Annotated in this window: 23 protein-coding genes and 1 pseudogene; 13 read left to right on the top strand and 11 right to left on the bottom strand. The window is 50.0% G+C overall.

Annotated features, from left to right (window positions below; all coding sequences use genetic code 11):
* Positions 1–56 precede the first annotated feature (56 nt).
* The 3 genes and pseudogenes from BZG78_RS01485 to BZG78_RS01475 form a co-directional block, all read left to right on the top strand.
* On the top strand, positions 57–1,271 hold the full coding sequence (locus BZG78_RS01485; protein WP_077660186.1) for a multidrug effflux MFS transporter: 1,215 nt from the start codon (positions 57–59) through the stop codon (positions 1,269–1,271).
* The gene (locus tag BZG78_RS01480) at positions 1,268–1,810 is read left to right on the top strand and encodes a GNAT family N-acetyltransferase (RefSeq protein ID WP_077660185.1); all 543 of its coding nucleotides are present in this window, start codon (positions 1,268–1,270) and stop codon (positions 1,808–1,810) included. The genes BZG78_RS01485 and BZG78_RS01480 overlap by 4 nt, the downstream gene beginning before the upstream one ends.
* A gap of 45 nt (positions 1,811–1,855) precedes the next feature.
* A pseudogene (locus BZG78_RS01475) lies at positions 1,856–2,155 on the top strand (VOC family protein); the annotation flags it as partial.
* A gap of 85 nt (positions 2,156–2,240) precedes the next feature.
* Here BZG78_RS01475 and BZG78_RS15550 read toward each other — a convergent pair.
* From BZG78_RS15550 to bioA, 4 genes are all read right to left on the bottom strand, one after another.
* A complete protein-coding gene (locus tag BZG78_RS15550; RefSeq protein ID WP_077660183.1) occupies positions 2,241–2,642 on the bottom strand; it encodes a hypothetical protein in 402 nt (133 codons plus the stop codon).
* Between the two features lie 72 nt (positions 2,643–2,714).
* A complete protein-coding gene (locus BZG78_RS01465; RefSeq protein WP_077660182.1) occupies positions 2,715–3,101 on the bottom strand; it encodes a hypothetical protein in 387 nt (128 codons plus the stop codon).
* Positions 3,098–5,656 (bottom strand): LysM peptidoglycan-binding domain-containing protein, encoded by a 2,559-nt coding sequence (locus BZG78_RS01460; protein ID WP_077660181.1) that lies wholly within the window; start codon positions 5,654–5,656, stop codon positions 3,098–3,100. Before BZG78_RS01460 ends, BZG78_RS01465 begins: the two co-directional genes overlap by 4 nt.
* A 427-nt stretch (positions 5,657–6,083) precedes the next feature.
* Positions 6,084–7,358, bottom strand: coding sequence for an adenosylmethionine--8-amino-7-oxononanoate transaminase (bioA, locus tag BZG78_RS01455; RefSeq protein ID WP_198533632.1), 1,275 nt, complete (start codon positions 7,356–7,358; stop codon positions 6,084–6,086).
* A 108-nt stretch (positions 7,359–7,466) separates the two neighbouring features.
* Here bioA and bioB point away from each other — a divergent pair, with 108 nt between their 5' ends.
* Genes bioB through bioD form a run of 4 tightly spaced genes read left to right on the top strand, consistent with a single transcriptional unit; the run spans position 7,467 to position 11,218 of the window.
* Positions 7,467–8,519 carry a biotin synthase BioB gene (gene bioB, locus BZG78_RS01450; RefSeq protein WP_021024395.1) on the top strand — a complete coding sequence of 351 codons (1,053 nt, stop codon included), beginning with the start codon at positions 7,467–7,469 and terminating at the stop codon, positions 8,517–8,519.
* 5 nt (positions 8,520–8,524) lie between these two features.
* Positions 8,525–9,754 (top strand): 8-amino-7-oxononanoate synthase, encoded by a 1,230-nt coding sequence (locus BZG78_RS01445; protein ID WP_077660179.1) that lies wholly within the window; start codon positions 8,525–8,527, stop codon positions 9,752–9,754.
* Positions 9,751–10,551, top strand: a complete 801-nt coding sequence (gene bioC / locus BZG78_RS01440) for a malonyl-ACP O-methyltransferase BioC (protein WP_077660178.1) — start codon at positions 9,751–9,753, stop codon at positions 10,549–10,551. The genes BZG78_RS01445 and bioC overlap by 4 nt, the downstream gene beginning before the upstream one ends.
* Positions 10,544–11,218, top strand: coding sequence for a dethiobiotin synthase (gene bioD, locus BZG78_RS01435; RefSeq protein WP_077660177.1), 675 nt, complete (start codon positions 10,544–10,546; stop codon positions 11,216–11,218). The genes bioC and bioD overlap by 8 nt, the downstream gene beginning before the upstream one ends.
* 80 nt (positions 11,219–11,298) lie before the next feature.
* Here the strand turns inward: bioD and BZG78_RS15455 are convergent, their stop codons facing one another.
* On the bottom strand, positions 11,299–11,472 hold the full coding sequence (locus tag BZG78_RS15455; protein ID WP_021024399.1) for a hypothetical protein: 174 nt from the start codon (positions 11,470–11,472) through the stop codon (positions 11,299–11,301).
* 481 nt (positions 11,473–11,953) lie between these two features.
* Between BZG78_RS15455 and htpX the strand changes: the two genes are divergently transcribed.
* Complete coding sequence (htpX, locus tag BZG78_RS01430) at positions 11,954–12,832, top strand: protease HtpX (RefSeq protein ID WP_025673171.1); 879 nt, start codon at positions 11,954–11,956, stop codon at positions 12,830–12,832.
* Positions 12,833–12,898: 66 nt separating this feature from the next.
* Here the strand turns inward: htpX and BZG78_RS01425 are convergent, their stop codons facing one another.
* Positions 12,899–13,825, bottom strand: coding sequence for a DMT family transporter (locus tag BZG78_RS01425; protein WP_077660176.1), 927 nt, complete (start codon positions 13,823–13,825; stop codon positions 12,899–12,901).
* 144 nt (positions 13,826–13,969) lie between these two features.
* On the opposite strand from BZG78_RS01425, the gene BZG78_RS01420 reads away from it, so the two are divergent.
* On the top strand, positions 13,970–14,419 hold the full coding sequence (locus tag BZG78_RS01420; RefSeq protein WP_077660175.1) for an Lrp/AsnC family transcriptional regulator: 450 nt from the start codon (positions 13,970–13,972) through the stop codon (positions 14,417–14,419).
* 72 nt (positions 14,420–14,491) lie between these two features.
* On the opposite strand, the gene trxC is transcribed toward BZG78_RS01420, so the two are convergent.
* Positions 14,492–14,923: a thioredoxin TrxC gene (gene trxC, locus BZG78_RS01415; protein WP_021024404.1), complete on the bottom strand. Its 432-nt coding sequence runs from the start codon at positions 14,921–14,923 to the stop codon at positions 14,492–14,494.
* Positions 14,924–15,071: 148 nt separating this feature from the next.
* The gene (locus BZG78_RS01410; RefSeq protein ID WP_077660174.1) at positions 15,072–16,208 is read right to left on the bottom strand and encodes a M14-type cytosolic carboxypeptidase; all 1,137 of its coding nucleotides are present in this window, start codon (positions 16,206–16,208) and stop codon (positions 15,072–15,074) included.
* Positions 16,209–16,432: 224 nt separating this feature from the next.
* Here BZG78_RS01410 and BZG78_RS01405 point away from each other — a divergent pair, with 224 nt between their 5' ends.
* From BZG78_RS01405 to pgsA, 4 genes are all read left to right on the top strand, one after another.
* Positions 16,433–17,881, top strand: a complete 1,449-nt coding sequence (locus tag BZG78_RS01405) for an NAD-dependent succinate-semialdehyde dehydrogenase (protein ID WP_077660173.1) — start codon at positions 16,433–16,435, stop codon at positions 17,879–17,881.
* 300 nt (positions 17,882–18,181) lie between these two features.
* The gene (gene uvrY / locus BZG78_RS01400) at positions 18,182–18,826 is read left to right on the top strand and encodes a UvrY/SirA/GacA family response regulator transcription factor (RefSeq protein WP_077461315.1); all 645 of its coding nucleotides are present in this window, start codon (positions 18,182–18,184) and stop codon (positions 18,824–18,826) included.
* Between the two features lie 29 nt (positions 18,827–18,855).
* The gene (gene uvrC / locus BZG78_RS01395; RefSeq protein ID WP_077461316.1) at positions 18,856–20,688 is read left to right on the top strand and encodes an excinuclease ABC subunit UvrC; all 1,833 of its coding nucleotides are present in this window, start codon (positions 18,856–18,858) and stop codon (positions 20,686–20,688) included.
* Between the two features lie 49 nt (positions 20,689–20,737).
* The gene (gene pgsA, locus BZG78_RS01390) at positions 20,738–21,298 is read left to right on the top strand and encodes a CDP-diacylglycerol--glycerol-3-phosphate 3-phosphatidyltransferase (protein ID WP_077461317.1); all 561 of its coding nucleotides are present in this window, start codon (positions 20,738–20,740) and stop codon (positions 21,296–21,298) included.
* 94 nt (positions 21,299–21,392) lie between these two features.
* Here the strand turns inward: pgsA and BZG78_RS01385 are convergent, their stop codons facing one another.
* The 3 genes from BZG78_RS01385 to BZG78_RS01375 form a co-directional block, all read right to left on the bottom strand.
* On the bottom strand, positions 21,393–22,760 hold the full coding sequence (locus tag BZG78_RS01385) for an ATP-binding protein (RefSeq protein ID WP_077660172.1): 1,368 nt from the start codon (positions 22,758–22,760) through the stop codon (positions 21,393–21,395).
* Between the two features lie 3 nt (positions 22,761–22,763).
* The gene (locus tag BZG78_RS01380; protein WP_077660171.1) at positions 22,764–23,438 is read right to left on the bottom strand and encodes a response regulator; all 675 of its coding nucleotides are present in this window, start codon (positions 23,436–23,438) and stop codon (positions 22,764–22,766) included.
* Positions 23,439–23,539: 101 nt separating this feature from the next.
* Entirely contained in the window at positions 23,540–25,219 is a 1,680-nt protein-coding gene (locus tag BZG78_RS01375) for an aspartate:alanine antiporter (protein WP_077660170.1), read from the bottom strand.
* Positions 25,220–25,706: the final 487 nt, after the last annotated feature.

Raw genomic sequence — 25,706 nt, 5'->3', positions numbered from 1 at the left:
TCGCTAGAGTCACAGTTTCCTCGCTCGCCTAACACACAGAACGCATAGGAATTGAGATGCAATCGGCTACTCGTCCATTTAATTGGTCGCCCGTATTGCTGGCATGCTTAACGGTCAGTATCGGGCAATTCAGCATGGGATTGGTTTTTCCATCATTACCTTGGATCGCTCGTGACTTCAATCTCAGCATGGACGATGTCCAACTGCTTATTTCCGCTTACCTGCTCGGGTTTGGCCCGTCACAATTTATCTATGGCCCCATTTCGGATGCACTCGGACGCCGTCGCGTGCTATTAGCCGGTGTCTTGCTTTCACTGGTTGGGTTAACCGTGATGGTTACCTTTAGCGCCAGTTTTACCGGGTTAGTGATTGGCCGTTGTATTCAGGGGATGGGCACGGGGTGTTGTGCCGTCCTCTCGCGAGCCTTTACCCGTGACTCGTATTCGGGGGATCAGCTTCCTCAAGCCATGTCATACCTGATCATGGTCGCCTCATTTACGCCCATTGTGGCTCCTGTGATTGGTGGCTTTGTTAACCATAACTTAGGCTGGTTGGCGATCTTTATTTTATTGATGGTTTATACCAGCTTGGTGTGGTGCGTGCTCTTTTTCTTATTTAAAGAGAGTATGCATACGCGATCGCCATTACCTAAGATAAAAGTGATCCTCGGCCGTTATGGGGCACTGCTAAAAACACCGTATTTTCTTTATTTCGCCAGTATCAGCTGGTTGAACTTCACCTTGGTGATCACCACGGTGTCACTGATGCCATTTTTGATGCAAGAGCGCATCGGTATGACATCGGATCAATATGCCTTGTGGGCGCTCATTCCTACTTGCGGGTTACTACTGGGCAGCACGCTGGTGTCGCGTATTCGTCCACGTTTAGGTACCAAACGCATGCTGCTAATGGCTCCGGTGATGCAGCTCATCTCAGCGATATGGCTATGGTTTACCCCCATGGATCCCTTGCTGCTGATGATAGGGCAGTTTTTTATGGTGTTTGGCAACGGGATTGCGTTGCCGTGCTCCCAGTCGCAGGTGATGCAGCCTTACTCTAACCAAGCCGGCACCGTCGCTGCGCTCTCCGGTGGTGGACAGATGATTATTTCCGCGTTGATGAGTATGGCGCTATTGAGCTTTGGGGTTAGCGAAGCATGGCACCTTGGTGTGGTGGTTGGCGTCTTTGCGCTGCTCTCCGTTCATAATATCTTTCGCGGGTTTGCGGCCCCGAAAGTTAACGTCGCCAGTACCCCGAGTGAGGCATCATGACAAAGTCACAATTCGAAAAAGGCCTGTTTCCGCTGACAACTCCACGCCTGGGCATGCGGCCAATGATCAAAGCGGACTGGCCGTTGTTCCACCGCCTACACACCGACAACGCCGTCATTGCACAATGTTTTGACCCTATGCCATTGGATGAGATTGAAACTCGTTTTGAGCAACGGCTCACGCCGTGGTCCCCTGACGCTAAGCACTGGTTGTGTTTGGTAATCGTAGAGACGGAGACACAAACGCCAATCGGCGTCACCGGCTTTTTGCTTGAGCAGGATGTCGCGGAAGTCGGCTATTTACTGTTGCCGCCTTATCATGGACGTGGTTATGGGACTGAGTCTTTGCAGGCTGTCACCGATTTTGCTATACACCGTGGTGGTGCGCGAACCATCAATGCGACAGTGACCGCGGGTAACCTTGCTTCGGCGCGCGTGCTAGAAAAGGTAGGGTTTCAACTTAGCCGTATTGATCCTGATGCTTTTGCAATTGGCGGTGTTTGTTACGACGACTGGATCTATACCTATGCCGCAGCATGATTTAAGTGTTTCCCCAGACTACTCCAGTCTCCAAAAGGATATCGTTGGGTACATGTGGGCAATGAACACTGCTACTTTGCACTGCAAGAGCCCAACCCAAGCTCAGAGCCCAGCATACAGCCACGTAGCACCTATAAATCTCAAGGCGTGAACCATATTGGCCTGATCATTGATGACATCGATACCATCCGCGAACGCTTACTTGAAAAAGGGTATCAGCCCAATGGTTCTATGGCGCACGAAACCCACCGCAAGCGGATGTATTTCTATGACAAAGCCGGTTTTGAGTGGGAATTGGTCGCTTACTCATTCGACAAAACCGAAGAAAGATACCTCTACGAGTAACGCACAAAGTCGCACTGCTCGCTTTCCCAGATAGAAACATACCGCCCCATATACAACGGGGTGGTGTGTGTTTATCCTAGCTTTATTACATCATAGCTTTTTCTATAAGAGATAGGCTAGGAACAAGAAACCATCCCCAGATTCCGATGCAGTTGACCCAAATAAACAACCTAAACTTTTTAGATTTAGTTGTCACTCGATGTCTTATGAACGGGTAGGCTAGCCAGTAGCCAAATAATCTAGTCCCAATAGAATAGGACATTTGATAGTTCCATCTCATATAGCCTTTTTCATCATAGTATTTATCTAGATTCTTGGCTAACTGCTTATCGATGAAAACAATTCTTTCAATGCTTCCTAGCGAGACCATTGCGCTCATAATTACTGCAGGAACAGACCATATGATCACATATGCAGCAAATATGCCTGTAATAGTAGTATAAGCGTCCTCAAAAATGTTAATCAAAGCCAATCTTCTATGGAACATCAATTAGATGCTTTAATATTTATTATCTAGTCTAAAGTGAATTGTATAAATGGCCTTTCATTGCTCTAAGAATCAACTAATAACTCCTAGCCATTTTACTAATAAAGAAAAGCATGGTGAGATAAAAAAACTCCAGACACCAATACAATTAACCCACATGAACAATTTGAACTTCTTCGAGGTGGTGGTTGCTCTATGCTTTATAAATGGGTAAAGAAGCCAGTATCCAAAAAGTCGAGTGCCAATTGCATATGACATTTGATATTTCCAACGCATATACCCTCTATCATCATAATACTTACTTAAATTCTTTGCCAATTGCTTGTCAATAAATAAAATTCTTTCAATACTACCCAATGAAACCATCGCACTCATAATTACTCCAGGGATAGACCACAAAACCAAATAACCACCGAAAGCCATTCCTATAACAATCGTAATTATCTCATACCAACTCATGTTATATCCCCTTCAATATACTCAGAAAGCTCAATAGTTTTCTCATATAAGAAATATACTCCATCACCGATAGCCTTGCCTAAAGTCGCACCAGCGATTCCACCCACAGAGCCACCTACAATAAAAGAACCGATAGATGCAATTGCTAATATAGGTGCAGACGTTACTCCAACAATACCCAGTACCAACATAGTGCCTGCACCTGCTATACTGCCACCAACAGTTCCTCCACCGACACTACCTACAAACCCGGCTACTTCACGAGTAGTGACTTTGCCACATTCCCCTGATCCATCGACGGAACAGGCTTCATAAATATTCTTCACGCCACTTGCGCCTCCAAGCAACAGCCCGACATAGCCGACGCCACGGGAAGCTCCAATACCGATTGCGACATTTGCTATACGTTTACCTAAATTAGGTACGAAGCCTTTTGCGATAATTTCATCGGCATGATGAACGACAGAGCGCGTGGATAGTTTGAGATTGCGCTTAATTTGTGTATAGACAGGGATTTTAACGCTACGTCGAGATAATGCAGCAAAGCTTCCATCTAGTTTTTGAAATAGTGAGGATCGCTCAGCGACAAAAGAACCATAGTTAATACCACCAACACGGCTCGCCATCGCCACCTGAGAGACGTATAGGTGGTTAATTTCCAAAAGTATGTTATTGATATTTTTTAAATGTTGCTCAACTCCTACAGCTACAGCACCAACTCCCATAGAAGCATAAGCATATAAATCACTTGGTAAGCCATCTTTGCCTACTTTTTTCATGGCTTCGTCAGCGTGAAAATCTAGCAATTCAAAGTGACGATTAACGGTGGAAACTTGCTCTTCAGTTAATTTTGCTAACTCTGTACTTGCTGCTGTTGCTTCTTCAATAAGAGCCGACAGCTTACTTCTCTGTGCTTCAGTGGATGGCTCTTTGGTTAGTACAACTACAATTTCCCCTTGACGGACAGGATTGTTCAAATGTGTATTGTATTTCGTCAAAAGCTTTTGGGTGTCGTCACTTGTATCTGAGGAAAAAAGCTTTTGCCAATAGTCGTCGAGAGGCTGCGTTTTTTCTACTTGAGTGAAGCCAAGCTCAAATTCAGTTGCAACATCAGACACCTTTTTGATATTAACAACGGTCACCTCTTTTTGGACTAATCTTTTATGATTAATAGCAACTGTTGAAGTATCAACTAAACAGCGCTCTGTATAGTCATAGTAAGTGTTCAGAGGGTGATTAAATGGCTTAGGGCTCTCAGGTGGTAGCTCATAAATAGATTTCTTTTCAATGTTTTGTGGTTGCGACTCCTTCACAGTTAGCAAATCACCTACCGCCAATGCCATTGGTTCAGCGTCATACTGCGGGTTCAAGTCCAACAGCTGCTTAGCGGACAGGCCGTATTGTTCGGCAATAGCAGGCCATGATTCACGTTGGCGGGTAGTCGGATCAAACTTAACGGTATGGGTTAATGGTTGCGCTGAGTCCCGAGTTTTATCGCTATTCGTATCTGCCGGTGAGTCGTCTCGATTCGCAACGGCTTGCTTAGGGGCGGCGAGTAAATCGCTGATAGATAGCTTTACGCCGTTTTCTGCTAGCCATTCATCATCTAAATTATCGAGCTCGTCACGGGTAATCGCTTCTTTAAGATAGACGAGGTGTTGGTCCTCGACGTCTTTACCTCCTAACTTCCAGTAAACCAAAATAGCACTCTGGTGCTTGTTAAGGCCTTGGTCATGATTGAGTTTTTCATGGGTAGAACGCGTGGCATAAAACTGCCACTTGCCATTGCCTAACAGCTTATATTCTTGAACAAGGCGCTTTTGGTTGAAGTGGTAATAATATCCCTCGGTCGGTAAACCGAGTCGCTCGCCGAGTTGAACAGAAGGTGTCACAGGAATAAAGGCTTCTCGGATGATACCTGAACCAATCGGCTTGACTTGTACGGGCTCAGGCACGCTGATGCCCATTGACGCTGATGCTATTTTGGCAACGAGCTTTTTGGGCTCATCAAATGCACTATATGTGGTGTACTTGGTACCATGCTCAGTGGGTGCGGTTTGCCAATCACCTATGTTGCCTTCTTGTTGTGTTTTGGCTAATTGAAACTTGCACCCCACCGTTTTGCTAAATACCTTATCCGAGCTAGCAATCTCAAAACAGTACTCGTATTTAAGTGGCGGCGGCTCATTTGAGCGGTCAGGTTTTACCGGCTCAGGCACATATGTTTCTTCGATATTGGTTACGGCATGCGCACTGTGACTGCTACCACCAGCGCCGCCGGCCACACTGCCAGATTGATTAGCTCTGGCCATAAGTGCTGAACGGGTTTGTGGTGAGAGAGTCGTTTCAGTATCTAACGAGAGGGACCAGAGCTTATTCACGCTGTCATGTACCATCGCGGGCCGCACTGGGATATCAGTCAACAGTGCAAATTCACCGCTATCAAGCTTTTCTTTAAATTGTGAAAAGCTCACCCCATCAGGCATTACATTACCAAGGTCTCGCTCATTCAGCGCCTCAATATCGCCCTCTACTTGCCCAAACTCATACGCCATGAGCTCGGTCAGTCTAACGAGTTTATATCCCACCGCATTGTCCGCCAGCCAAGAACCATGGCGATGTATTTTACTGAACAGACCAGATTTTTGGATAGATTTGTTGTCATCGTTAGGTTAGCACTGGCTAAAGTGTGAAGTGCGTACAAGAACGGATAACAGGAAGAACCCCTTTCAACGATATCTGATATCGAGAGCAAAGATTAAACTAGATCTTGACAGGCGCCCGTTGGCAATTTACATACCCAACACTGTGCTTGGGGCTTGTGTCACCGACGCCAATGTCACCATCGGCGTTAAAGTACGCGTAGGTCGGAAAAGCGCCAGTGCGATGTGACCCTCGTGACTCGATGTAAGTGGCGCGCCCGTTGCACGGCGCCTCCGACATCGGGGTTAAATTTGGCACCGATCGTGACTGACGCCCTATCTACTCACCAAAAAACTGCGTAATTGCGGTGATCATCCCTTGGGTGAGTTGGTGGAGTTGGTCGTCGCGGATGCAATAGGGTGGCATCATATACACCAGTTTGCCGAACGGGCGAACCCAAATGCCTTGGGCGGTCATTAAGGGCTGGATATCGGCCAGATTTACCGGGTCGGTCAGCTCTATCACGCCAATTGCGCCAAGCACACGCACGTCTGCCACACATTCCAATGCGCGAGCGGGGGCTAAGCCAGTTTTCAGCTGTTGCTCGATGTGCGCAACCGTCTGCGGCCAGTTACTTTCTAGCAAGGTATCAATGCTGGCGCAGGCCACGGCACAGGCGAGTGGATTACCCATAAAGGTAGGACCGTGCATAAAACAGCCTGCATCACCGCCACAGACAGTATCGGCCACATGGCGGGTGGTTAGCGTGGCGGCCAAGGTCATGTAGCCGCCGGTCAGTGCTTTACCGACGCAGAGTATATCTGGGCTGATCCCCGCATGGTCGCAGGCAAATAGTTTCCCTGTTCGGCCAAATCCGGTGGCAATTTCATCCACAATCAGCAGCACATCAAATTCGTCGCACAAGGCGCGCACTTGACGCAGGTATTCGGGGTGATAAAAGCGCATACCACCTGCGCCTTGCACGATGGGCTCTAAGATCACCGCGGCTAGTTGACCGTGATGGGTGGCGAGTGCGTCGCGCATAGGCTGCATGTCGTTAGGGTTCCATTCACCGTCAAAGCGGCTTTGTGGGGAGGGCACAAAATGATGCTGAGGCAGAAACCCTTTGTAGAGTTTGTGCATCGAATTATCAGGATCCGTCACCGACATGGCGGCGAACGTGTCGCCATGATAGCCATGACGCAAGGTCAAAAACTGTGCGCGTGACTCGCCGCGCCCCTGCCAATATTGCATCGCCATTTTAAGTGCCACTTCTACTGACACAGAGCCAGAATCGGCCAAAAACACTTGCGTGAGCGGGGCGGGTGAATGTGCGACCAAGCGCTCGCAAAGCGATACCGCGGGCTGGTGGGTGAGACCGCCAAACATCACATGCGACATGTTATCGATTTGCTGATGCGCTGCGGCGTTTAAAGCAGGGTGGTTATAGCCGTGAATGGCTGCCCACCATGATGACATGCCATCAATCAGAACGGTGCCATCTTCAAGATGCAGTTCCGCGCCGCTTGCGTGTGAGACGGGCAAGCAAGGCAAAGGATCGAGCGTTGAGGTGTAGGGATGCCAGATATGTTCACGGTCAAAATGGGTGTTAATGCTCATAAATAAATCAGATGTAAACTAGTGTGATATCGTTGTGTTGACAGGTTAGCGTCTGTGGGTAGACTAGCCAAGCATTAAAACGACAACAACGGGGAAAACCGCGTGGAAATAAGACACAACTGGACCGCACAGGACGTGCAAGCATTGTTCGATAAACCCTTTATGGATTTGCTGTTTGACGCGCAGCAAGTGCATCGTGAATATCATCCTGCCAATCAAGTGCAAGTCAGCACGCTGTTATCGATCAAAACTGGCGCGTGTCCAGAAGATTGCAAATATTGTCCGCAAAGTGCGCGGTATCGCACCGATGTTGAAAAAGAACGCCTGATGGAAGTCGAACAGGTGCTAGAAGCGGCACACAAAGCCAAAGCCTCGGGTGCGACGCGTTTTTGCATGGGGGCGGCCTGGAAAAACCCCAAGCAACGCGACATGCCATACCTGCTCGATATGATCCAAGGAGTGAAAAGCCTAGGATTAGAAACCTGTATGACACTGGGCATGTTGGATAACGAGCAGGCCCAAACGCTCTCTGAAGCGGGCTTAGATTACTACAACCATAATTTAGATACGTCGCCTGAGTTTTACGGCAACGTCATTACCACGCGGACCTATCAAGAGCGCCTTGATACCTTATCCAACGTGCGAGAGGCGGGGATGAAAGTCTGCTCAGGCGGGATTATCGGACTGGGCGAAAGTACCCGCGATCGCGCCGGCTTGCTGATGGAGTTGGCCAATATGCCTGCTCACCCAGAAAGCGTGCCAATCAACATGCTGGTCAAAGTAAAAGGCACACCGCTTGAGAACGTCGATGACGTCGACCCGTTCGATTTTGTCCGCATTATCGCGGTGGCGCGGATCATGATGCCCAAATCGGCGGTACGGCTGTCTGCCGGACGCGAAGACATGAACGAGCAAATGCAAACCTTGTGCTTTATGGCTGGCGCCAACTCGATATTCTATGGCTGCAAGCTGTTGACCACACCAAACCCTGACGAAGACGCGGATATGCAGCTATTTAAAAAGCTGGGTATTAATCGTGAAGCGGTCAGCCAAAAGCCCGATCAAGTCACTGAGCACGACTTACTTGAGCAAGTGGCCGAGCGAGTGGCATCGCGCCCGCAAGAGGGCGATTTGTTCTACGATGCCAGTGTCTAAGCACGATGACTGATACAAGATCAGCGCTGACCCGTCGTTATCAGGACGAGCTGACCGTACGCCAGCAACAAGGCCTGTGGCGGCAAAGTGGTGACAATGCCGTCGCCGAGTCATGGCGCAACTTTGCCGGTAATGATTACTTAGGCCTCGCGCAAGATCCGCGATTGGTCAAAAAGGCGCAGCAGCACTTTGAACGCTGGGGCGTGGGCGCGACGGCTTCGCCGGTAGTATCTGGTTTTACCGCAGCGCATCAATCCCTTTGTGATCAGCTGTGTGACTGGCTGGGTTACCCGCAAGCGATACTGTTTAATAGTGGTTTTGCCGCCAATCAGGCGTTGCTGTTTACGCTGTTAGGCAAAGACGATGCCTTGTTTCAAGACAAGCTCAACCATGCCTCCTTGATTGAGGCGGGTTTATTGAGCCCTGCCACGCAGCGGCGTTTTCGTCATAACGACATGGCACATCTTCGCCAACTGCTCGCAAAGCAAATCCAGCCTTCCGCATCGCTGATTGTCTCGGAAGGGGTATTTAGCATGGATGGTGATGTGTCGCCAGCCGAGAGTCTTGCCGCGATTGCCAACCAATCGGGGGCGCTCTGGGCGCTGGATGATGCGCATGGGATTGGCGTGTTAGGGCAAGAAGGCGAGGGCAGCATCAGTCGTGGCGCGCGGCCGGATATTTTAATCGTGACGTTTGGAAAAGCCCTGGGCGTGGCGGGGGCGGCAGTGCTGGCTTCTTCCACCATCATTGACTATTTACGCCAGTTCGCTCGCCATTATGTGTACTCGACGGCTATGCCACCCACGCAAGCGGCACTCATTGAAGATGCGATTAGGCTGGCACGAACAGAGCACTGGCGGCGAGAAATACTCAGCGCCCATGCTGAACAGCTAGCGCAAGGCCTCCAGGACTGGTTAGAAACCGACTCTGCTTTCGAACCGCATTCCTTCAGTACTCATTCTTTAGATAAGCAGCCCTTCCCGCAACTGCTTGCAACGTCTAGCCCGATCAAGCCGCTGATTATCGGCGATTTGGCAGCATTACAGCAGGTGAATCACGCTCTGATGAAGGCCCATATCCGAGTAGCAGCGATTCGGCCACCGACTGTGCCTGCTAACACCGCACGTCTGCGGATCAGCCTGTCTGCGCAGCATCAAAAAACAGATATCACCGCATTGATTGAGTCGCTTAAGCCGGTATTAGCGAGCGACAAAGCGTGTGGGGTGACAGCATGACCGTCGTCGATAAACAAGCGATTGCTCAAGCGTTTGGCCGAGCCGCGCCCCATTATGACGACAGTGCGACGCTGCAGCGCCGTGTCGGTCATCGGTTAATAGCATTGGCTGAGTCAGAGCAAAAGCAAAAGGCTGTCCGTCTCGGTACCGTCTTAGATGTCGGCTGTGGCACCGGTTATTTCACTCAGCAGTGGATGACTCATGCCAAGACAGTGATTGGACTGGATCTCAGCGCCGCCATGCTTGCGACGGCAAAAGCGCGCTGCGGCGATGCCATGCTAGCCGTACAAGCAGATGCGGAGCATTTGCCGCTGGCTGATAACAGTGTCGATCTAGCATTTAGCTCGTTAGCGCTGCAATGGTGTGACGATTTGCATGTGCCGTTGGCGGAGCTGAGTCGGGTCGTCAAACCCGGCGGGAAAATTCTTGTTTCGACACTGCTTACCGGATCCTTGTGTGAACTCGACAGCGCGTGGCAACAAGCATGCGGCACGTCACGAGTGAACCGCTTTATCTCCTTCTCAGAGTTACAACAGGCGACCCAACGTGCCGGGCTGATGCACGCAACCGTGTTGCAAGAAAGCGAACAGCTGACCTTTGCCAATGCCCATGCGGTGATGAAAAGCTTAAAAGGTATTGGTGCCACCTATCGCCCGCAAGGTGCGGGGCAGCAAGGGCTGGCGACAAGAGCGCAGTTTAGCGCGGTGGAGAAGGCGTATCAGCGTTTTGCGCTCGCCGCCAACACCTTACCGGCGACCTATCAAATTGGCTACATAGTGATTAACCACCATGCATGACAGTTACTTTATTACCGGCACCGACACCGAAGTAGGGAAAACCTATACCACGGCGGCGCTGTTGCACGCTTTTATCGCGCAAGGCTATCAAGCGGTGGGCTACAAGCCTGTCGCCGCTGGTGCTGATTTAGCGCCTGATCACCAACTAAATAGTGACGCTGTCACTTTGCAGCGCGCCAGTGCGATCGCATTGCCGTATGCCGCGATCAACCCAGTGTTGTTAGAAACGCCATGTTCGCCGCATTGGGCGGCCGCGTTAGCCAATACGCCCATTGATACCCAGATGCTAAGCGATGGGTTAGCACATTTAAAACAGCAGGCACGCCCGGTATTGGTAGAAGGCGCCGGCGGCTGGCAAGTGCCACTGAGTGAGACGGAAACGCTGGCCGATTGGGTAGTTACCCATCAGCTGCCAGTGATCATGGTGGTGGGGATTAAACTTGGCTGTTTAAACCATGCTTTGCTCACTGCAGAGGCCATTCGTGCCCGCGGGCTTGAATTAGCCGGATGGGTCGCAAACACGGTTGATCCCAAGGCCCAGCACAGTGACGAGATGGTGCGCTATTTAAACGCCCATTTAGATGCGCCTTGTCTCGGGCACTTGCCGTTTGCTGCCGATGCTTCGCCAACACAATGCGCGAGTCACTTAGATGTTTCGCGGTTGTAAACAATTTATGGAAATGTAGCGATCAAAAAAGCCAGCGCTATGCTGGCTTTGTCTATTCAGTAGCTGATGCAGATAGACCGTTACTTTTGGTCGCCTCGCACGCCCATTAAGCTTTGCTGTATCTCTGCCATTTGACGTGCCGCCGACGCGTCATCTGACGCTAATCCAAGCTCTGAACAGGCTTCATCGAAGCTCATGCCAAGATGACAGGTTAAGATGTCGATCGCGACGCGGTAATTTTCTTGCTCTGCCATGGTCTCACTCCATTGATAACGCGTTGCAAGGATAACGTATGCAACAGTTTGTGATTTATACTGTCTGATGAGGGTGTCTGCGCGTTGCGAAACAGCCTCGTGAGTGTCGTAGTTTTAAACAGCTGGGTATAAATTAGCCTGACTCGAGCGCGAAGACAACTCGACCAAAGTCTATAGTCGTGGCTTTTTGTCTTTTTTATTGGCTTTTTCTGTATTGTTTACTTTTAAAACAATGAAAAATAAGACAAATATATAGCTTGGCGAGAGGTCACATTTTGTTTAGATTAGATGGGAATAACGTGCCACACTAACTGGTCGGAGCTTGATGACGACATCACTTTATTGGTAACAAAATGCATCAAAGGATTGTTTTTATCTTGAATGCCCATACTATTTTCATCAATACAGCTTTCACCAATACAATTTTTACCAATACAACAAGCAAGCGCTGAACACTGGGTTTAAGCGACGGAGAGACATAATGAAACGCATAGGATTATTTCTTGCTACCAACTTTGCGGTACTGATTGTATTTAGCATTGTGCTAAATATTATTTATGCCGTGACTGGCATGCAGCCGGGGAGCTTGTCCGGACTGCTAGTGCTGGCGGCCGTCTTCGGTTTTGGTGGTTCGATCATTTCGCTACTGATGTCTAAATCGATGGCGCTTCGTTCTGTCGGCGCGCAAGTGATTGAGCATCCACGTAACGAAACCGAGCACTGGCTAATGAACACCGTGAGCCAACAAGCACAACGTGCTGGGATTGGCATGCCAACGGTCGCGATTTATAACTCACCCGACATCAACGCCTTTGCCACCGGTGCTAAGCGTAACGATTCTGTCGTGGCGGTCTCGACCGGGTTAATGCAAAACATGACCCGCGATGAAGCCGAAGCGGTACTGGCCCATGAAATCAGTCACATCGCTAATGGTGACATGATCACCATGACCTTAATGCAAGGCGTCGTGAACACCTTCGTGATCTTTATTTCACGTGTGATCGCAGGGGCAGTCAGTGGCATGAATAGTGACGAAGAAGGCGAAGGCGGCGGCAACTGGATGATGTATTTCCTGATCTCTTCCGTGTTGGAAATCGTCTTTGGTATTCTGGCCAGCATCCTCACCATGTGGTTTAGCCGTCATCGTGAATTCCGTGCCGATGCCGGATCTGCGCAGCTGGTGGGCAAGCAGAAAATGATTGCAGCACTTGAGCGCTTAAAAGTGAGCCAAGAGCCAAAGCTAGAAGGATCGATGATGGCGTTCGGTATCAACGGCAAGAAAACACTGAGCGAGTTGTTTATGACGCACCCGCCGCTAGAAAAACGCATTGATGCCTTGCGTCGTGGTGATCACTTATAACGGGCGCTTTTTCATGCTCGACCACAGCCAGCATCAAATCATGCTGGCGAATGATAGATAACATGTTTAAGCGGCCTGCGGGTCGCTTTTTGTTTGTGCACGACGCCATTTGATCACATCACTGGCTAACACAGCGCCAAGCACGATCAACGCCATCGCCGCCAGCGTGAGTATGCTAACCGTTTCACCGAAAACCGGTATGGCCATTAACGCGGCCACCACAGGCGTAAATGCCCCCATCGCGGCACTCATTTCAGCTCCTAACCGGCGAATGGCAAAGGCGTAGCTGTAGTTGGCAATAATCCCCACGCCCAAGCCTTGAGCAAGAATGTGATAACCAAGTTCATCGAATGGCGCTTGGAGTAGGTTAAACGAAATAAGCCCACTCAATGCGCCCACCGGCAGCAATAATACAGCCGATATCGCTAATACCGCACCGGCTTCCGCAGCACTTAATCCTGTCACGCGTACGCCAATGGTAAACCAGGCCCAACTGATACTGGCTGCGAGCAAAATCAGATGGCCTTGGGTGACATGCCAAGGTGAAAAGAACAAGGAGTGCCATAAAAATGCGCCAATACCGAGCACAATCAGACTAATGCCTAATCGTCGTCCCATGGAGAGCGATTCGCCATAAACAGTCCAAGCAATGGTGGAAACAAACAGCGGTAAGATCCCAGGTATTAATGAGGCTCCGTCAGCCACAGGCGCAAACTGCATCCCCGTGGCAGCCAGCAGATAAAACGGTAACCCTGCGCCAAATGCAATCGCAAACAGATAACGTTTGGGGGTAGTGACAATATGGCGTACTCGATGACGACTCAACCAACCAAATAACAACGCGGCGGGTAAGAAGCGCAATAAGGCAATATCGCCACTGGTCAATACCGATTGGCTGGCCTGACGTAATGAAATAAATAAGCTTGCCCAGATGGTCACGGTCAAGCCCATGGCAAGCATGCCCAATAAACGTTGTGAAGGTGCAGGCATCATTAATCACTTCCTTGTCGATTCGTTATTTAAGTGTGACAGCGTCAAAGAAGAGATTGGTGGCAAAATAAAGGATGATTTGAGCCAGGATTAGCGATTATCATCTTTTTATGGCTATAAATTAATAAAAACCATCAAGGAGGCGGTTTGGACAATAAAGACAAAGCGATTCTTGCGTTATTGCAGGATGATGCGCGCCGTACTGTTGCCGAGATAGCCGATGCGGTTGGGCTCTCGTTTTCGCCGTGCGCAAGACGGATTAAAAAGCTTGAGGCTGATGGGATCATTGCCTCATACCAGGTCACACTCAACCGTCAGCGGATTGGGCTAAACATGACATTTTTTGTCAATGTTAGCCTGAGTAACCACCGAGAAGAGGCAATTGTTACCTTTGAGCATGCGCTAGTGGGAATGGATGAAGTGATTAACGGCCATGTGATATCGGGCACGTATGATTATTTACTGGAAGTAGTCAGTCGCGATCTGCCGCACTACGAAGCCTTTATGCGTCAGCTGCAAACGCTCGCCATGGTGAAAGACATCAATACCAATGTGGCGATCCGCGCGGTAAAACAAGGCGCAGCACTCAAGGTATAGCGCAGCGCTTAAAGTCTAGCGCTGCGCCAGAATCACACGATGGAAAAACGGCGATAAACCGATAGCGCGTGATTAGCTAAGGTGCTGGTTGACCCAGTCGCTGAACGCATTTTGTGGCAAAGCACCATTTAAGACATCAACCCGTTCGCCGTTTTTAAACACCATCAGGGTCGGAATGCTACGAATGCGATATTGCGCCGCGAGGGCTTGTTGGGCCTCGGTATCAATTTTCACAAAACGGGCACGACCTGATTCCTGCTCTGCCACTGCTTCAAAAGCGGGTGCAAAGCTTTGACAGGGGCCGCACCAGGTAGCCCAGAAATCGACGACAACCGGCTTGTCGCTATTTAATAAAGCGGCAAAGTTATCTGTAGTGCCTTCGATAGGCTTGCCATCGAGCAGTGCCGATTGACACTTACCACAGTTAGGTGCGTCATTAATGCGCGCTTCAGGAATACGGTTGGTTGCTTGGCAGTGGGGGCAGCGCGAGGTAAGAGTTGTCATTGTGCGTCCTCGTTGAATGATTTACCCCTAATGTAAGCGCCTTTGTGTGATAGCCCAAGTCGAAATAATCAATCACTTAAATAGAAAAAGCCGATGACAGTGTCACCGGCTCGTTTTCTTTTGCCTTACCGCTTGCTAGCTAGCCTTGTTAAAGGCCATCAACCACGCCAAGGATTGCGCTGAGCATGTCTCGGCCAAATGCTTGGCTGCGCGCGGGTGACCAGCCAAAGTCAGGATCGGGATGATTGTTATGATCTTTAAACGGCATTTCGACCGTGTACGACAAACACTTAAAGCGCTCACCAATCCAATTTGAGCCAACGGTTAAGTTCGCTTTGCCTGGTGCATCTTTTTCATAGCCGTGCTCGTCTTGAAACTCCGGCGTCACGGTAAGCAGCGTACGCTTAAATCTGTCTTCCAAGTCTGCCATGCGCGCATCATAAGAGGGGATGCCCTCACAGCCGGCGAAAAAGTTATAAGGAATCGCCTCGTCACCGTGGATATCCAAACACATTTTTACCCCAGTTTGCTCCATACGGGCACGAACATGATACACCTCGGGACTGCGTTCAAGGGTGGGCGACTGCCACTCGCGGTTCAAGTTTGCGCCCACCGCATTAGTGCGTAGGTGGCCGCGCACACTGCCGTCGGGATTCATATTCGGCACCACATAAAAATCAGCTTTTTCTAGTAATGCCTGTGAAGTGGTATCGGTGTCGTCAAGCAATCGGTCGAGTAAACCTTCCATAAACCACTCGGCCATGCTTTCGCCGGGATGCTGGCGCGCAATTAGCCAAATGGGCGTTTTCGGTTGAGTAGACTCGCTTAAATCCGCGCGGATTTTCAACAAACTAATATCACGACCATCCAAGGTTTGTCCTAGCGTTTCGAGCTGGCACTGTGGATAGGTCTGCGCCTGGTGAATGAGATCCAAATGGCGTTCATAGCTATAAGGCGCGAAGTAGGCAAAGTACATCGAACCATGTTGCGGCGTGACCTTAATCGTCAAGGTGTCGCCATCAAACTCGGTTGGCACGCGGAACCAGGTATCGCGGTCATATGAGGCAACGGCTTGGTAATCTTTCCAGCCTTCAGGATAGGCCGACCCAGCGAGCTGTTGAATGTGGAGTGTATGAGCCTGATCCACGTCCGCTTCTAAGCGAAAATGGAACCACTGATAATATTCAGATTGATTGTCATGATGAATGGCAAGCTGGATATTATTGATGTCGCTATCATTCAGAACGCGAATATTCCCGCTATCGAACTGACTAAAAATACGCATAGAGCATCCTTTTTCTGTTGAAGGGCCAGCTGTGTTTGCGCCGGAAGGATAAGCCTTATTATTATTTTCGCTTCGTCTGTTGCCTATTTGAGCAGACATTGGGCGTTTACAGGCTTATGCTGATTAATCTCAGTGATTATCTTGCCGTGCCAAAGGTGAGCTGGCAAGGTGCTATCAAGATTCAAGCGAACTCTCCAGCCTTTTGACACAAAAAAGGAGCCATTATGCAGCTTCACGATCAGGCACTACTCAAATCTCAAGCCTTAATCAATGGCCAATGGGTTGATGCCAATCATCAAACCACACGTTCAGTCACGAACCCTGCTAACGGTGAGTGCTTGGCAATGGTGCCCAATATGGGGGCGGAGGAAACACGTCGCGCGATTGATGCTGCCGACGCCGCCTTGCCCGAGTGGCGAGCACTTACCGCCAAAGCTCGAGCTGAGATCCTCTATCGCTGGTATGAGCTCATGCTCGAGCATACCGAGGACTTAGCCGCGATCATGACCGCCGAGCAGGGCAAACCGCTGAAAGAATCTGCCGGTGAGATCCAATACGCCGCGTCGTTTTTGCAATGGTTTGCTGAAGAAGCCAAACGTGTGAATGGCGCAACTATTCCTGCTGAGCAGGCCGATAAACGCATCTCCGTGATCAAGCAGCCCATAGGTGTGACAGCAGCCATCACGCCTTGGAATTTCCCCGCCGCCATGATCACCCGTAAAGCAGCGGCCGCGCTTGCTGCCGGTTGTACCATGGTGGTCAAACCGGCCAGCGACACCCCTTTATCAGCGTTGGCGTTGGGTGAATTAGCGCAGCGTGCCGGCGTACCTGCTGGCGTGCTAAGCATTATCACCGGGACGGCGGGTCCGATTGCAGATACCTTATGTGCCGATGAACGTGTGCGTAAACTCTCCTTTACCGGCTCGACCGACATTGGCGCGCAGCTAATGGAAAAATGTGCACCAAGCATTAAAAAGCTGTCGTTGGAGCTTGGCGGTAACGCTCCATTCATCGTCTTTGATGACGCCGATATTAATGCCGCCGTAGAAGGGGCGATTGCCGCTAAATTCCGTAACGCGGGACAAACATGCGTGTGCGTGAATCGTATTTACGTGCAATCGCGTATTTATGACACATTTGCTGAAAAATTCACCCAGGCAGTGAGCCAATTACGCGTTGGGCAGGGTACTGACAGCAACGTTGACATTGGTCCGTTGATTAATCGTGGCGCCATCGACAAAGTGAAAGCGCACTTGGACGATGCCCAGCAACACGGTGGTGAGATTTTATTGGGGGGTGACTGCCCCGATTTAGGCGACAATTTCATCCAACCGGCGGTGATTAAACACGCGACCTCGGCGATGCGGATTGCGAAAGAAGAGACCTTTGGTCCTGTCGCACCGCTGTTCGCTTTCGACGATGAAGCGGAAGCCATCGCCATGGCCAACGACACGGAATTTGGCTTAGCGTCGTATTTTTATGCCCGTGACATCAGCCGTGTACACCGCGTTGCCGAAGCGCTGGAATATGGCATGGTGGGGATTAATACCGGTTTGATCTCAACGGCGGTAGCACCGTTCGGAGGGGTCAAACAATCTGGGTTAGGACGCGAAGGATCGCAATGGGGCTTGGATGAATACCTCGAAATGAAGTACCTATGTTTGGCGCTGTAACCATGTGCTGGCATAACGATACACGGAAAGCGTGTCAATCTGGTGTGGAAAATTACTGACACATCATCAACACGCTACCTGGGTTATAGCCGCGAGACTGGTGAGATTGTCGCCGTATTGGCGACGATCTCGTCACTTGGGTTGTTTTTTATCAGCTTAATGTATGAATATTTGTGATTCGGCACATCTGCTCTGTTGTTGCCTTTTCATCCGTGGTAAAACTTAAGAGATGCGTAAGACAAGTCCAACCGTTGCGTTCACGCAGCATGTTGGCGAACCAAACCAAGTGGAGATACAAGTTTGATCAATGTTTTTCTTGTAGATGATCACGAGCTGGTTCGCACAGGGATTCGACGTCTTTTAGAAGACGTTCGTGGCATAAAAGTGGTAGGGGAAGCCGACAGCGGTGAAGCCGCACTCAAGTGGTGCCGGCAAAATCACGCCGATATTGTCCTGATGGACATGAATATGCCAGGTATCGGCGGGTTAGAGGCCACACGTAAGTTGCTTCGCTACTCGCCAGACGCCAAAATTATTGTGCTCACAATTCACACTGAAAATCCGTTCCCAACCAAGGTGATGCAAGCCGGTGCGGCAGGGTATCTCACCAAGGGCGCAGGGGCTGATGAAGTAGTGAATGCGATCCGCATGGTGAACAGTGGCCAACGCTACATTTCACCTGATATTGCCCAGCAAATGGCGCTGAGTCAGTTTTCTACCTCTTCTGATAATCCTTTCAAAGAGCTGTCAGAGCGCGAACTGCAGATCATGTTAATGATCACCAAAGGGCAAAAAGTGACCGATATTTCAGAGCAGTTAAACCTCAGCCCAAAGACGGTGAACAGTTATCGCTATCGCTTATTTAGCAAGCTAGATATCAATGGTGATGTGGAGCTAACCCACCTTGCTATTCGTCACGGCATGTTAGATACCGAAAGCCTTTAAAGCGAAGTTAAGCAGTACGAGATCGCGCAGTGCCAAACACCTTTGATGCCAAGAGTTTTCTTAAAACCGTGCCTCACCAGCCAGGCGTTTATCGAATGATGAACGCCACCGGTGAGATCATTTATGTGGGTAAAGCGAAAGATCTCAGCAAGCGATTAGCCAGTTACTTCCGGCTTCAGGTGTCGAGTGAGAAAACTAAAGCACTCGTCCGTCACATTGCTGATGTGGAAGTCACCGTCACCCACACTGAAACCGAAGCGTTAATTCTTGAGCACAACCTGATCAAGCAGCATCGTCCAAAATACAACGTCTTGCTGCGTGATGATAAAACCTACCCGTACATTTACCTCAGTGGCCATGAGCACCCACGGCTGGCGATCCATCGTGGCGCGAAAAAGAAAAAGGGCGAATATTTTGGCCCGTTTCCCGATGCCAACGCGGTGCGTAAAAGCCTGCACTTATTGCAGAAAATCTTTCCTGTTCGCCAGTGTGAAGACTCGGTGTATGCCAACCGCAGCCGTCCGTGTTTAATGTATCAAATTGGCCGCTGTGCCGGGCCGTGTGTGTCTGGGCTGATCAGTGATGAAGAGTATGCCGAGCAAGTTAATTTTGCCCGCATGTTTTTACAAGGCAAAGATCGCGAAGTGATCGACAGCTTGGTCGCCAAGATGGAAACTGCCAGCCAACAGCTGCAGTTTGAAAAGGCCGCCGAGTACCGCGATCAAATTCAAGCGTTGCGGCGCGTGCAAGAGCAGCAATTTGTCTCGCAAGACAGTGACGATGATCTGGATGTAATTGGCTTTGCGGTCGAAAATGGTGTCGCCTGTATCCATGTGCTCTTTTTGCGCCAAGGCAAAGTGCTGGGCAGCCGCAGCCATTTCCCCAAGATGCCTGCCGAGACCGAGCCAGGTGAAGTGGTTTCAAGCTTTGTCAGCCAGTTTTATTTGGCGCAAGCAGAAGGGCGCACCATTCCAAGCCATATTCTGATTTCAGACGATATTGGCGATGATCTTGGCTGGCTATCGACGACCCTGAGTGAAATCGCCGGGCGCAACGTCCAGCTACAAAGTCGACCAAGGGGCGCTAGAGCGCGATTCTTAAAGTTGGCCAACACCAATGCGCGCACCGCCTTGACCAGTAAAATCAATCATCGGATGACCATCCAACACCGTTATCAGGCGCTACAACAAACCTTGGGCTTGGAGCCGGTTAAACGGATGGAGTGTTTTGATATTAGCCACACCATGGGAGAAAAAACGGTCGCCTCTTGTGTGGTGTTCAATCAAGATGGCCCGCTGAAAAAAGAGTACCGCCGTTATAATATTGAAGGGATCACCGGCGGTGATGATTATGCGGCGATGGCGCAAGTGCTGACGCGTCGGTATAGTAAGCAAGTTGAGCCGGAAAAAATCCCCGACATTATCGTGATTGACGGCGGCAAAGGGCAGCTTAACCGCGCCTGGGAAGTGCTTGAACCCCTAATCGCTGACTGGCCGATTAACCCGCTGATATTAGGTGTGGCAAAAGGCACCAGCCGTCGACCTGGGCTAGAAACCTTAATTAAGATCTCAGGCGAAGAATTTTCGCTGCCGTCCGACTCGCCAGCCTTGCACCTGATTCAACATATTCGTGACGAAAGCCACGACCATGCGATTGCCGGACACCGCGCCGCGCGAGGCAAAGCACGCAAACAGAGTGTACTTACACAAATCGACGGGATTGGCCCGAAACGCCGCCAAGCACTACTCAAATACCTCGGCGGGCTCCAAGAGCTGAAAAACGCCAGTGTCGAAGAAATCGCCAAAGTGCCAGGCATCAGTGCAACATTGGCAGAGAAAATTCATTCCTCATTGCAAGGTTAGCGGCAATGGGGCACCATAACCTAGTTACTCCTAAAATAAAAAGCTGAGCATGCGTCTAAATATACCTACCATTCTGACCTTTTTGCGCATTGCGCTGATCCCGGTCTTTGTTGTTGCTTATTATCTTCCCTACGCGTGGGCGCCGTTTGTGGCGGCACTGATTTTTATCATTGCGGGGGCGACGGATTGGTTAGATGGCTATTTAGCACGCCGTTTAAAACAATCGACTCGATTTGGCGCATTTCTCGATCCCGTTGCCGATAAAGTGATGGTGGCGATTGCCATGGTGTTGATTGTCGAGCACTATGCGTCTATTTGGGTCACGATTCCCGCTGCCACCATGATTGCGCGCGAAGTGATTATTTCTGCATTGCGAGAATGGATGGCCGAAATCGGCAAACGTGCCAGTGTCGCGGTGTCTTGGGTAGGTAAATTTAAAACCGGCTCGCAAATGTTCGCACTGACCATGCTGTTGTGGCATGGCGCCCCTTGGATTGAGTGGTTAGGGTATATTGCTTTGTATGTCGCAGCAGGCCTAACGTACTGGTCGATGTATCAATATATGATGGCAGCCAAAGACGATTTGCTGGCCGATCCTGATGGCGACTAAGCCCTAACGACCCATATCGCCAACGCACCAGCGACAAAAACGCGCGATAGCGCGCAACAAAAAACGCAGCCCCGTTAAGGCTGCGTTTTGTCGTTTAGCGCTTAGGAATAGTCAACACAAATGCCGCGCCTTGTAATACCGAGTCCGTGACGTGGATATTACCATCGTAACTAGCGATAATTTCATCGCACACGGCCAAGCCAATTCCCGTGCCCGGGTTCAGTTGATCGGCGCGCACGCCGCGTTGAAATATGCTCTCTCGATAGCACTCCGGCACCCCAGGGCCGTCATCTTCAATGATAAGCTGAAACACCTCACCTTGATCCTCTACGCGCACTTTCACTTGCTCAAGGCTGAATCGATAGGCGTTTTCTAACAAGTTACCGAGTAACTCCATCAAATCACTGTGGTGTATCGGCAAAGACGCGTGTTGATCAAATGCGCGGATCACTTTAACCGGTTTATCGCGATACGCTTTATCTAACATCCCGGCCAAGCTATCGATAGGCGCAGACAGTGGGCTATCTTCGCGTTTTAACCCACATTGCCCCACCAACGCGCGTTTTAGTTGATACTGCACCATGTCATCCATTTGGCTGACTTGCTCTAGGATCCGTTTGTTCAGTGCTTCACGCGATAAGCGATTGTCGTCTAACAAGGCGTTGGTGGCCGACAAGCGCGTTTTTAAACTGTGAGCCAAATCATCCATCGCGTGACGATAGCGCGTTTTTTGCTTCTCGCGTTGGGTGATCATCCGGTTAAGCGCTTGGGTAACATCTTGCAGCTCATCAGGATAATCATCGTCCAAGGTTTTTTGCCGTGATTCGGTAATCGCAATCAGCTCTCGTGCCAATCGGCGTAGCGGAGAAAAACTCCAATGGCAGGCGGCGATTACCATGGCAGAGGCCGAAAGAAACAGCAAACTGATATAAAACCAGGTCTCTGTCTCTAAATCAGCTAACTGTTGTTTTTGCATATCCACGTTGCGCAGCACAAACAGCCGGTTATCACTGTCGCCAGGTTGCTTATCGGAAGACAGCCGTTGAGCAACCACGTTAAAGCCCGCAATAGACAGGTACTGCGGTTTTTTGGTCAGATCAGGCAACAGCGCGCAAATATCGTCGATATCAAAGGCGCGAACATCGCGGGAGGTCCAAAGCGTATGTTTATCTCGCGTACAAAGAACGGACATATAGTCGCTGCTAGAGGGATCCAGCGATTGGATCCACGCCGTGAGCTCATCGGCGCGAATCAATCCATCTTTACTCAGTTGCGCCATGACCATGGGAACTTGTGAGGCCAGATCGCGAGAATAAGCGGCCATCGAGCTTTGTTGATAGAGCTTATTAATTAAAGCGGCTAGGGCGATAGAAAAAACCAGTATGATACCGATAGACGTCGCAAGCACTCGGGTGCGTAATCTTGGTCGACAACGACACAAGGTAAATTGGCCTAGTTTCATGATTCACTCAGCTTGAATTTCAAAAAGATACCCTTGACCTCGCACGGTCGAGATCGGGTTGCTATGGCCGCTTTGGAGCAGCTTTTTGCGCAGGCGACTGATCATCACCTCAATGGTGTTCGGATCGCCATCTTGATCGTGATAAAGCACATCGAGCAAGCGCTGCTTGGAAATCACCTCACGGCTATGACGCATCAAATACTCAAACAAATCATACTCAAACGCGGTTAACTCAAGTGGCTGGCCGTTCACCGTCACCGCTTTGGCTAACAAATCGAGCTCAATATCACCGGCGGTAATCGTGGGTTTGACAAAGCCAGCACTTCGGYGCACCAAGGCATTGAGGCGGGCAACCAGCTCCGGCTTTTGAAACGGCTTAACCAAGTAATCATCAGCGCCAGCATCTAGACCCGTGACTTTGTCTTGCCAGTTCGCCCGTGCGGTCAACACCAAAATAGGCAGGCGCAAGCCTTTGGCGCGAATATCCCGAATCAAGCTGATCCCATCTTGATCGGGTAGGCCCAAATCAACAACGGCAATATCGTTAGGGTATTGATCGGCAAAATACAGCCCTTCGCTCGCCGTCTTGGCACAGCGAACATGGTGCCCAAGCTCGGTGAGCTCAGTGTTTAGGTGATGACTTAAAATCGAATCATCTTCAATAATCAATACCTGCATAAAAGCCTCTTTAAAACAAAAAAGCGCCCATGGTTGGACGCATTGATTATAAGTTTTGTTGGCTGAATTGTGCCTGACGTGACGTCGTTCTCTTCGACGGCTTACACCAAAATAATCATTAAGGTGCCGGCGAGTGTCAGGATCACATTGGCAATCGCATRGGTGCCCGCGTAGCCCAGTGCTGGAATGGTACTGCGCGCGTGCTCATTGATCATATCCATCGCCGGGGCACAGGTGCGTGCGCCAATAATCGCACCAAACAATAAGGCGCGGTTCATTTTAAGCACATAGGCCCCTACCAGATAAGCAATAATCACGGGGATCACGCTAATCACAATGCTGGCCAAAATCACCGAAAAGCCCATATCCGCGATGTAGTCAAATAGTCGGCTACCGGCACTCAGACCAATCCCGGCCATAAAGGTCATCAAGCCCAAATCTTTGACCATATTCAGCGCCCCTTGTGGCACATAGCCGAAGGTAGGGTGGTTGGCGCGTAAAAAGCCAAGACTAATCCCTGCCAGCAGCAAGCCGGCGGCATTACCCAGCCCAAAGGTCACTTGGCCAAAGGTGAGGGTGATCATCCCCAACCCAAGCCCCAGAATAAAGAAGCAACAAAACGCGAGCAAATCCGACATCTGGCTATGAATCGAGATAAAACCAATCCGATCCGCCAGCCCTTTGACGCGGCTTTTCTCGCCACTGATTTGCAACACATCGCCTTTATTCAGAATAATGCCTTGGTCCATCGGCATCTCGACTTGCGCGCGTACCACGCGGTTTAAAAAGCAGCCATATTCCGACAAGCTAAGATCGGACAGCTTCTTTTGCGCCACACTGTCGTTTTTCACCACGATTTCTTCTTCGACGATGCGCAAATCAAGCAAGTCACGATCAAACACTTCTTTGCCGTTTCTAAAACTGGGGTCGAGGCGCGCATGGCTGTCTGGGTAGCCTACTAAGGCAATCTCGTCCCCTTGCTGCAAAATGGCATCACCATCGGGGTTAGCCAAAATGCCATTACGGCGAATCCGCTCGATATAACAGCCCGTTTGGCGATAAATACCCAGCTCACGCAGATTGCGGCCATCAATCCAATCAATCAGCTCTGGGCCAACCCGATAGGCGCGAATAATAGGCAAATACACTTTACGCTGTGACTCACTGCCTAACCCGCGCTCAATCGCAATTTGCTGAGCAGAGTGCTCCAGGTTATGGCGTTGCAGCTTAGGCATTAACTTGGCAAGCACAATCAAACTCACCAAACCGGTAAGGTAGGCCATGGCATAGCCGACACTGAGGTTATCGATCATCATCCCCAGCTGCTCGCCATCGGTGCCGGTTAAGCCAGAGTTAAGCGCATCTTTCGCGCCCACGAGCACCGGAGTAGCGGTGAGTGCGCCTGCCATCATGCCAGTGGCAATGCTGGTATCCAGCCCCAACTGATCTTGAAAAAACAACGTCAACCCAATGGCGCTTAACAACACGGTGAGCGCGAGCAATAGGTAAGATTTTCCGTCACGGAAAAACACGCCAAAAAAGTTCGGCCCTGCCTCGATACCGACACAGTAGATAAACAACATAAAGCCGATGCTGAGTGCGTCGGGCGAAAAGGTAAACCCGGCATTACCAAAAATGATTGCGGTGAACAACACGCCGATGGATCCACCGAGTTGCACACTACCAATTTTGATCTTTCCGACGGCCAGGCCGAGCGCGAGCACCACAAAAAGGAGTAAAATATCGTTTTGAAGCAGGAGGTTATTGACGTCTATATTCACAGCACAAATGTCCGACAGCGCGTGCAGAGGGTTAATGTGGTGAAAATTATACCAACCTTAATCACATTTTGTTGGACAAATTTAGTGAAATACACAGAAAAGTTGGGTAAAAAAAGACCGCTTGGCTGATTTTTTCAACGTAAACAACAAAAAGCCCCATCGACTGATTTTTAAGGCGCCCCTATACAAGCCCCTAGACTCAAGCCAACGTCCCCTTACCAGACCCACAGAATAAGCGCTCGCTAACATTTTGGACATTAGGACATGAAAAGCTAACAAGGTATTTGATAGGCTACTGCCACAATCGACATTTTTAAGGCCTGTTGGATGCCGCAAACCGGCGGGCGGTAGCGTGGAGAAATACTGGATAGATAACCAGCTTATCGCCTCGAGCACCGCAATGGCATGCACGTTTTGTCATCATGCATTCACGCTTTCTCAGTACAAGAAACTATAAATACAATATAATCAATGCATTATAAATGTA

It is taken from the genome of Salinivibrio sp. MA351, from assembly GCF_001996065.1.
GTDB classification, from domain to species: Bacteria; Pseudomonadota; Gammaproteobacteria; order Enterobacterales; family Vibrionaceae; genus Salinivibrio; species Salinivibrio costicola.
The sequence above is the reverse complement of the archived record's forward strand: the minus strand, read 5'-3'. Positions and strand labels throughout refer to the sequence as shown.

What these genes read in the sequence shown, in the direction of transcription:
- trxC (WP_021024404.1), bottom strand. Translation starts at nt 14,923, where the DNA reads ATGACAACTCTTACCTCGCGCTGCCCCCACTGCCAAGCAACCAACCGT.
- BZG78_RS01385 (WP_077660172.1), bottom strand. Translation starts at nt 22,760, where the DNA reads ATGAAACTAGGCCAATTTACCTTGTGTCGTTGTCGACCAAGATTACGC.
- BZG78_RS01485 (WP_077660186.1), top strand. Translation starts at nt 57, where the DNA reads ATGCAATCGGCTACTCGTCCATTTAATTGGTCGCCCGTATTGCTGGCA.
- BZG78_RS01445 (WP_077660179.1), top strand. Translation starts at nt 8,525, where the DNA reads ATGACTGATACAAGATCAGCGCTGACCCGTCGTTATCAGGACGAGCTG.
- BZG78_RS01460 (WP_077660181.1), bottom strand. Translation starts at nt 5,656, where the DNA reads ATGGCGTATGAGTTTGGGCAAGTAGAGGGCGATATTGAGGCGCTGAAT.
- pgsA (WP_077461317.1), top strand. Translation starts at nt 20,738, where the DNA reads ATGCGTCTAAATATACCTACCATTCTGACCTTTTTGCGCATTGCGCTG.
- BZG78_RS01425 (WP_077660176.1), bottom strand. Translation starts at nt 13,825, where the DNA reads ATGATGCCTGCACCTTCACAACGTTTATTGGGCATGCTTGCCATGGGC.
- bioC (WP_077660178.1), top strand. Translation starts at nt 9,751, where the DNA reads ATGACCGTCGTCGATAAACAAGCGATTGCTCAAGCGTTTGGCCGAGCC.
- BZG78_RS01480 (WP_077660185.1), top strand. Translation starts at nt 1,268, where the DNA reads ATGACAAAGTCACAATTCGAAAAAGGCCTGTTTCCGCTGACAACTCCA.
- BZG78_RS01405 (WP_077660173.1), top strand. Translation starts at nt 16,433, where the DNA reads ATGCAGCTTCACGATCAGGCACTACTCAAATCTCAAGCCTTAATCAAT.
- BZG78_RS15550 (WP_077660183.1), bottom strand. Translation starts at nt 2,642, where the DNA reads ATGTTCCATAGAAGATTGGCTTTGATTAACATTTTTGAGGACGCTTAT.
- BZG78_RS15455 (WP_021024399.1), bottom strand. Translation starts at nt 11,472, where the DNA reads ATGGCAGAGCAAGAAAATTACCGCGTCGCGATCGACATCTTAACCTGT.
- BZG78_RS01410 (WP_077660174.1), bottom strand. Translation starts at nt 16,208, where the DNA reads ATGCGTATTTTTAGTCAGTTCGATAGCGGGAATATTCGCGTTCTGAAT.
- htpX (WP_025673171.1), top strand. Translation starts at nt 11,954, where the DNA reads ATGAAACGCATAGGATTATTTCTTGCTACCAACTTTGCGGTACTGATT.
- bioD (WP_077660177.1), top strand. Translation starts at nt 10,544, where the DNA reads ATGCATGACAGTTACTTTATTACCGGCACCGACACCGAAGTAGGGAAA.
- BZG78_RS01465 (WP_077660182.1), bottom strand. Translation starts at nt 3,101, where the DNA reads ATGAGTTGGTATGAGATAATTACGATTGTTATAGGAATGGCTTTCGGT.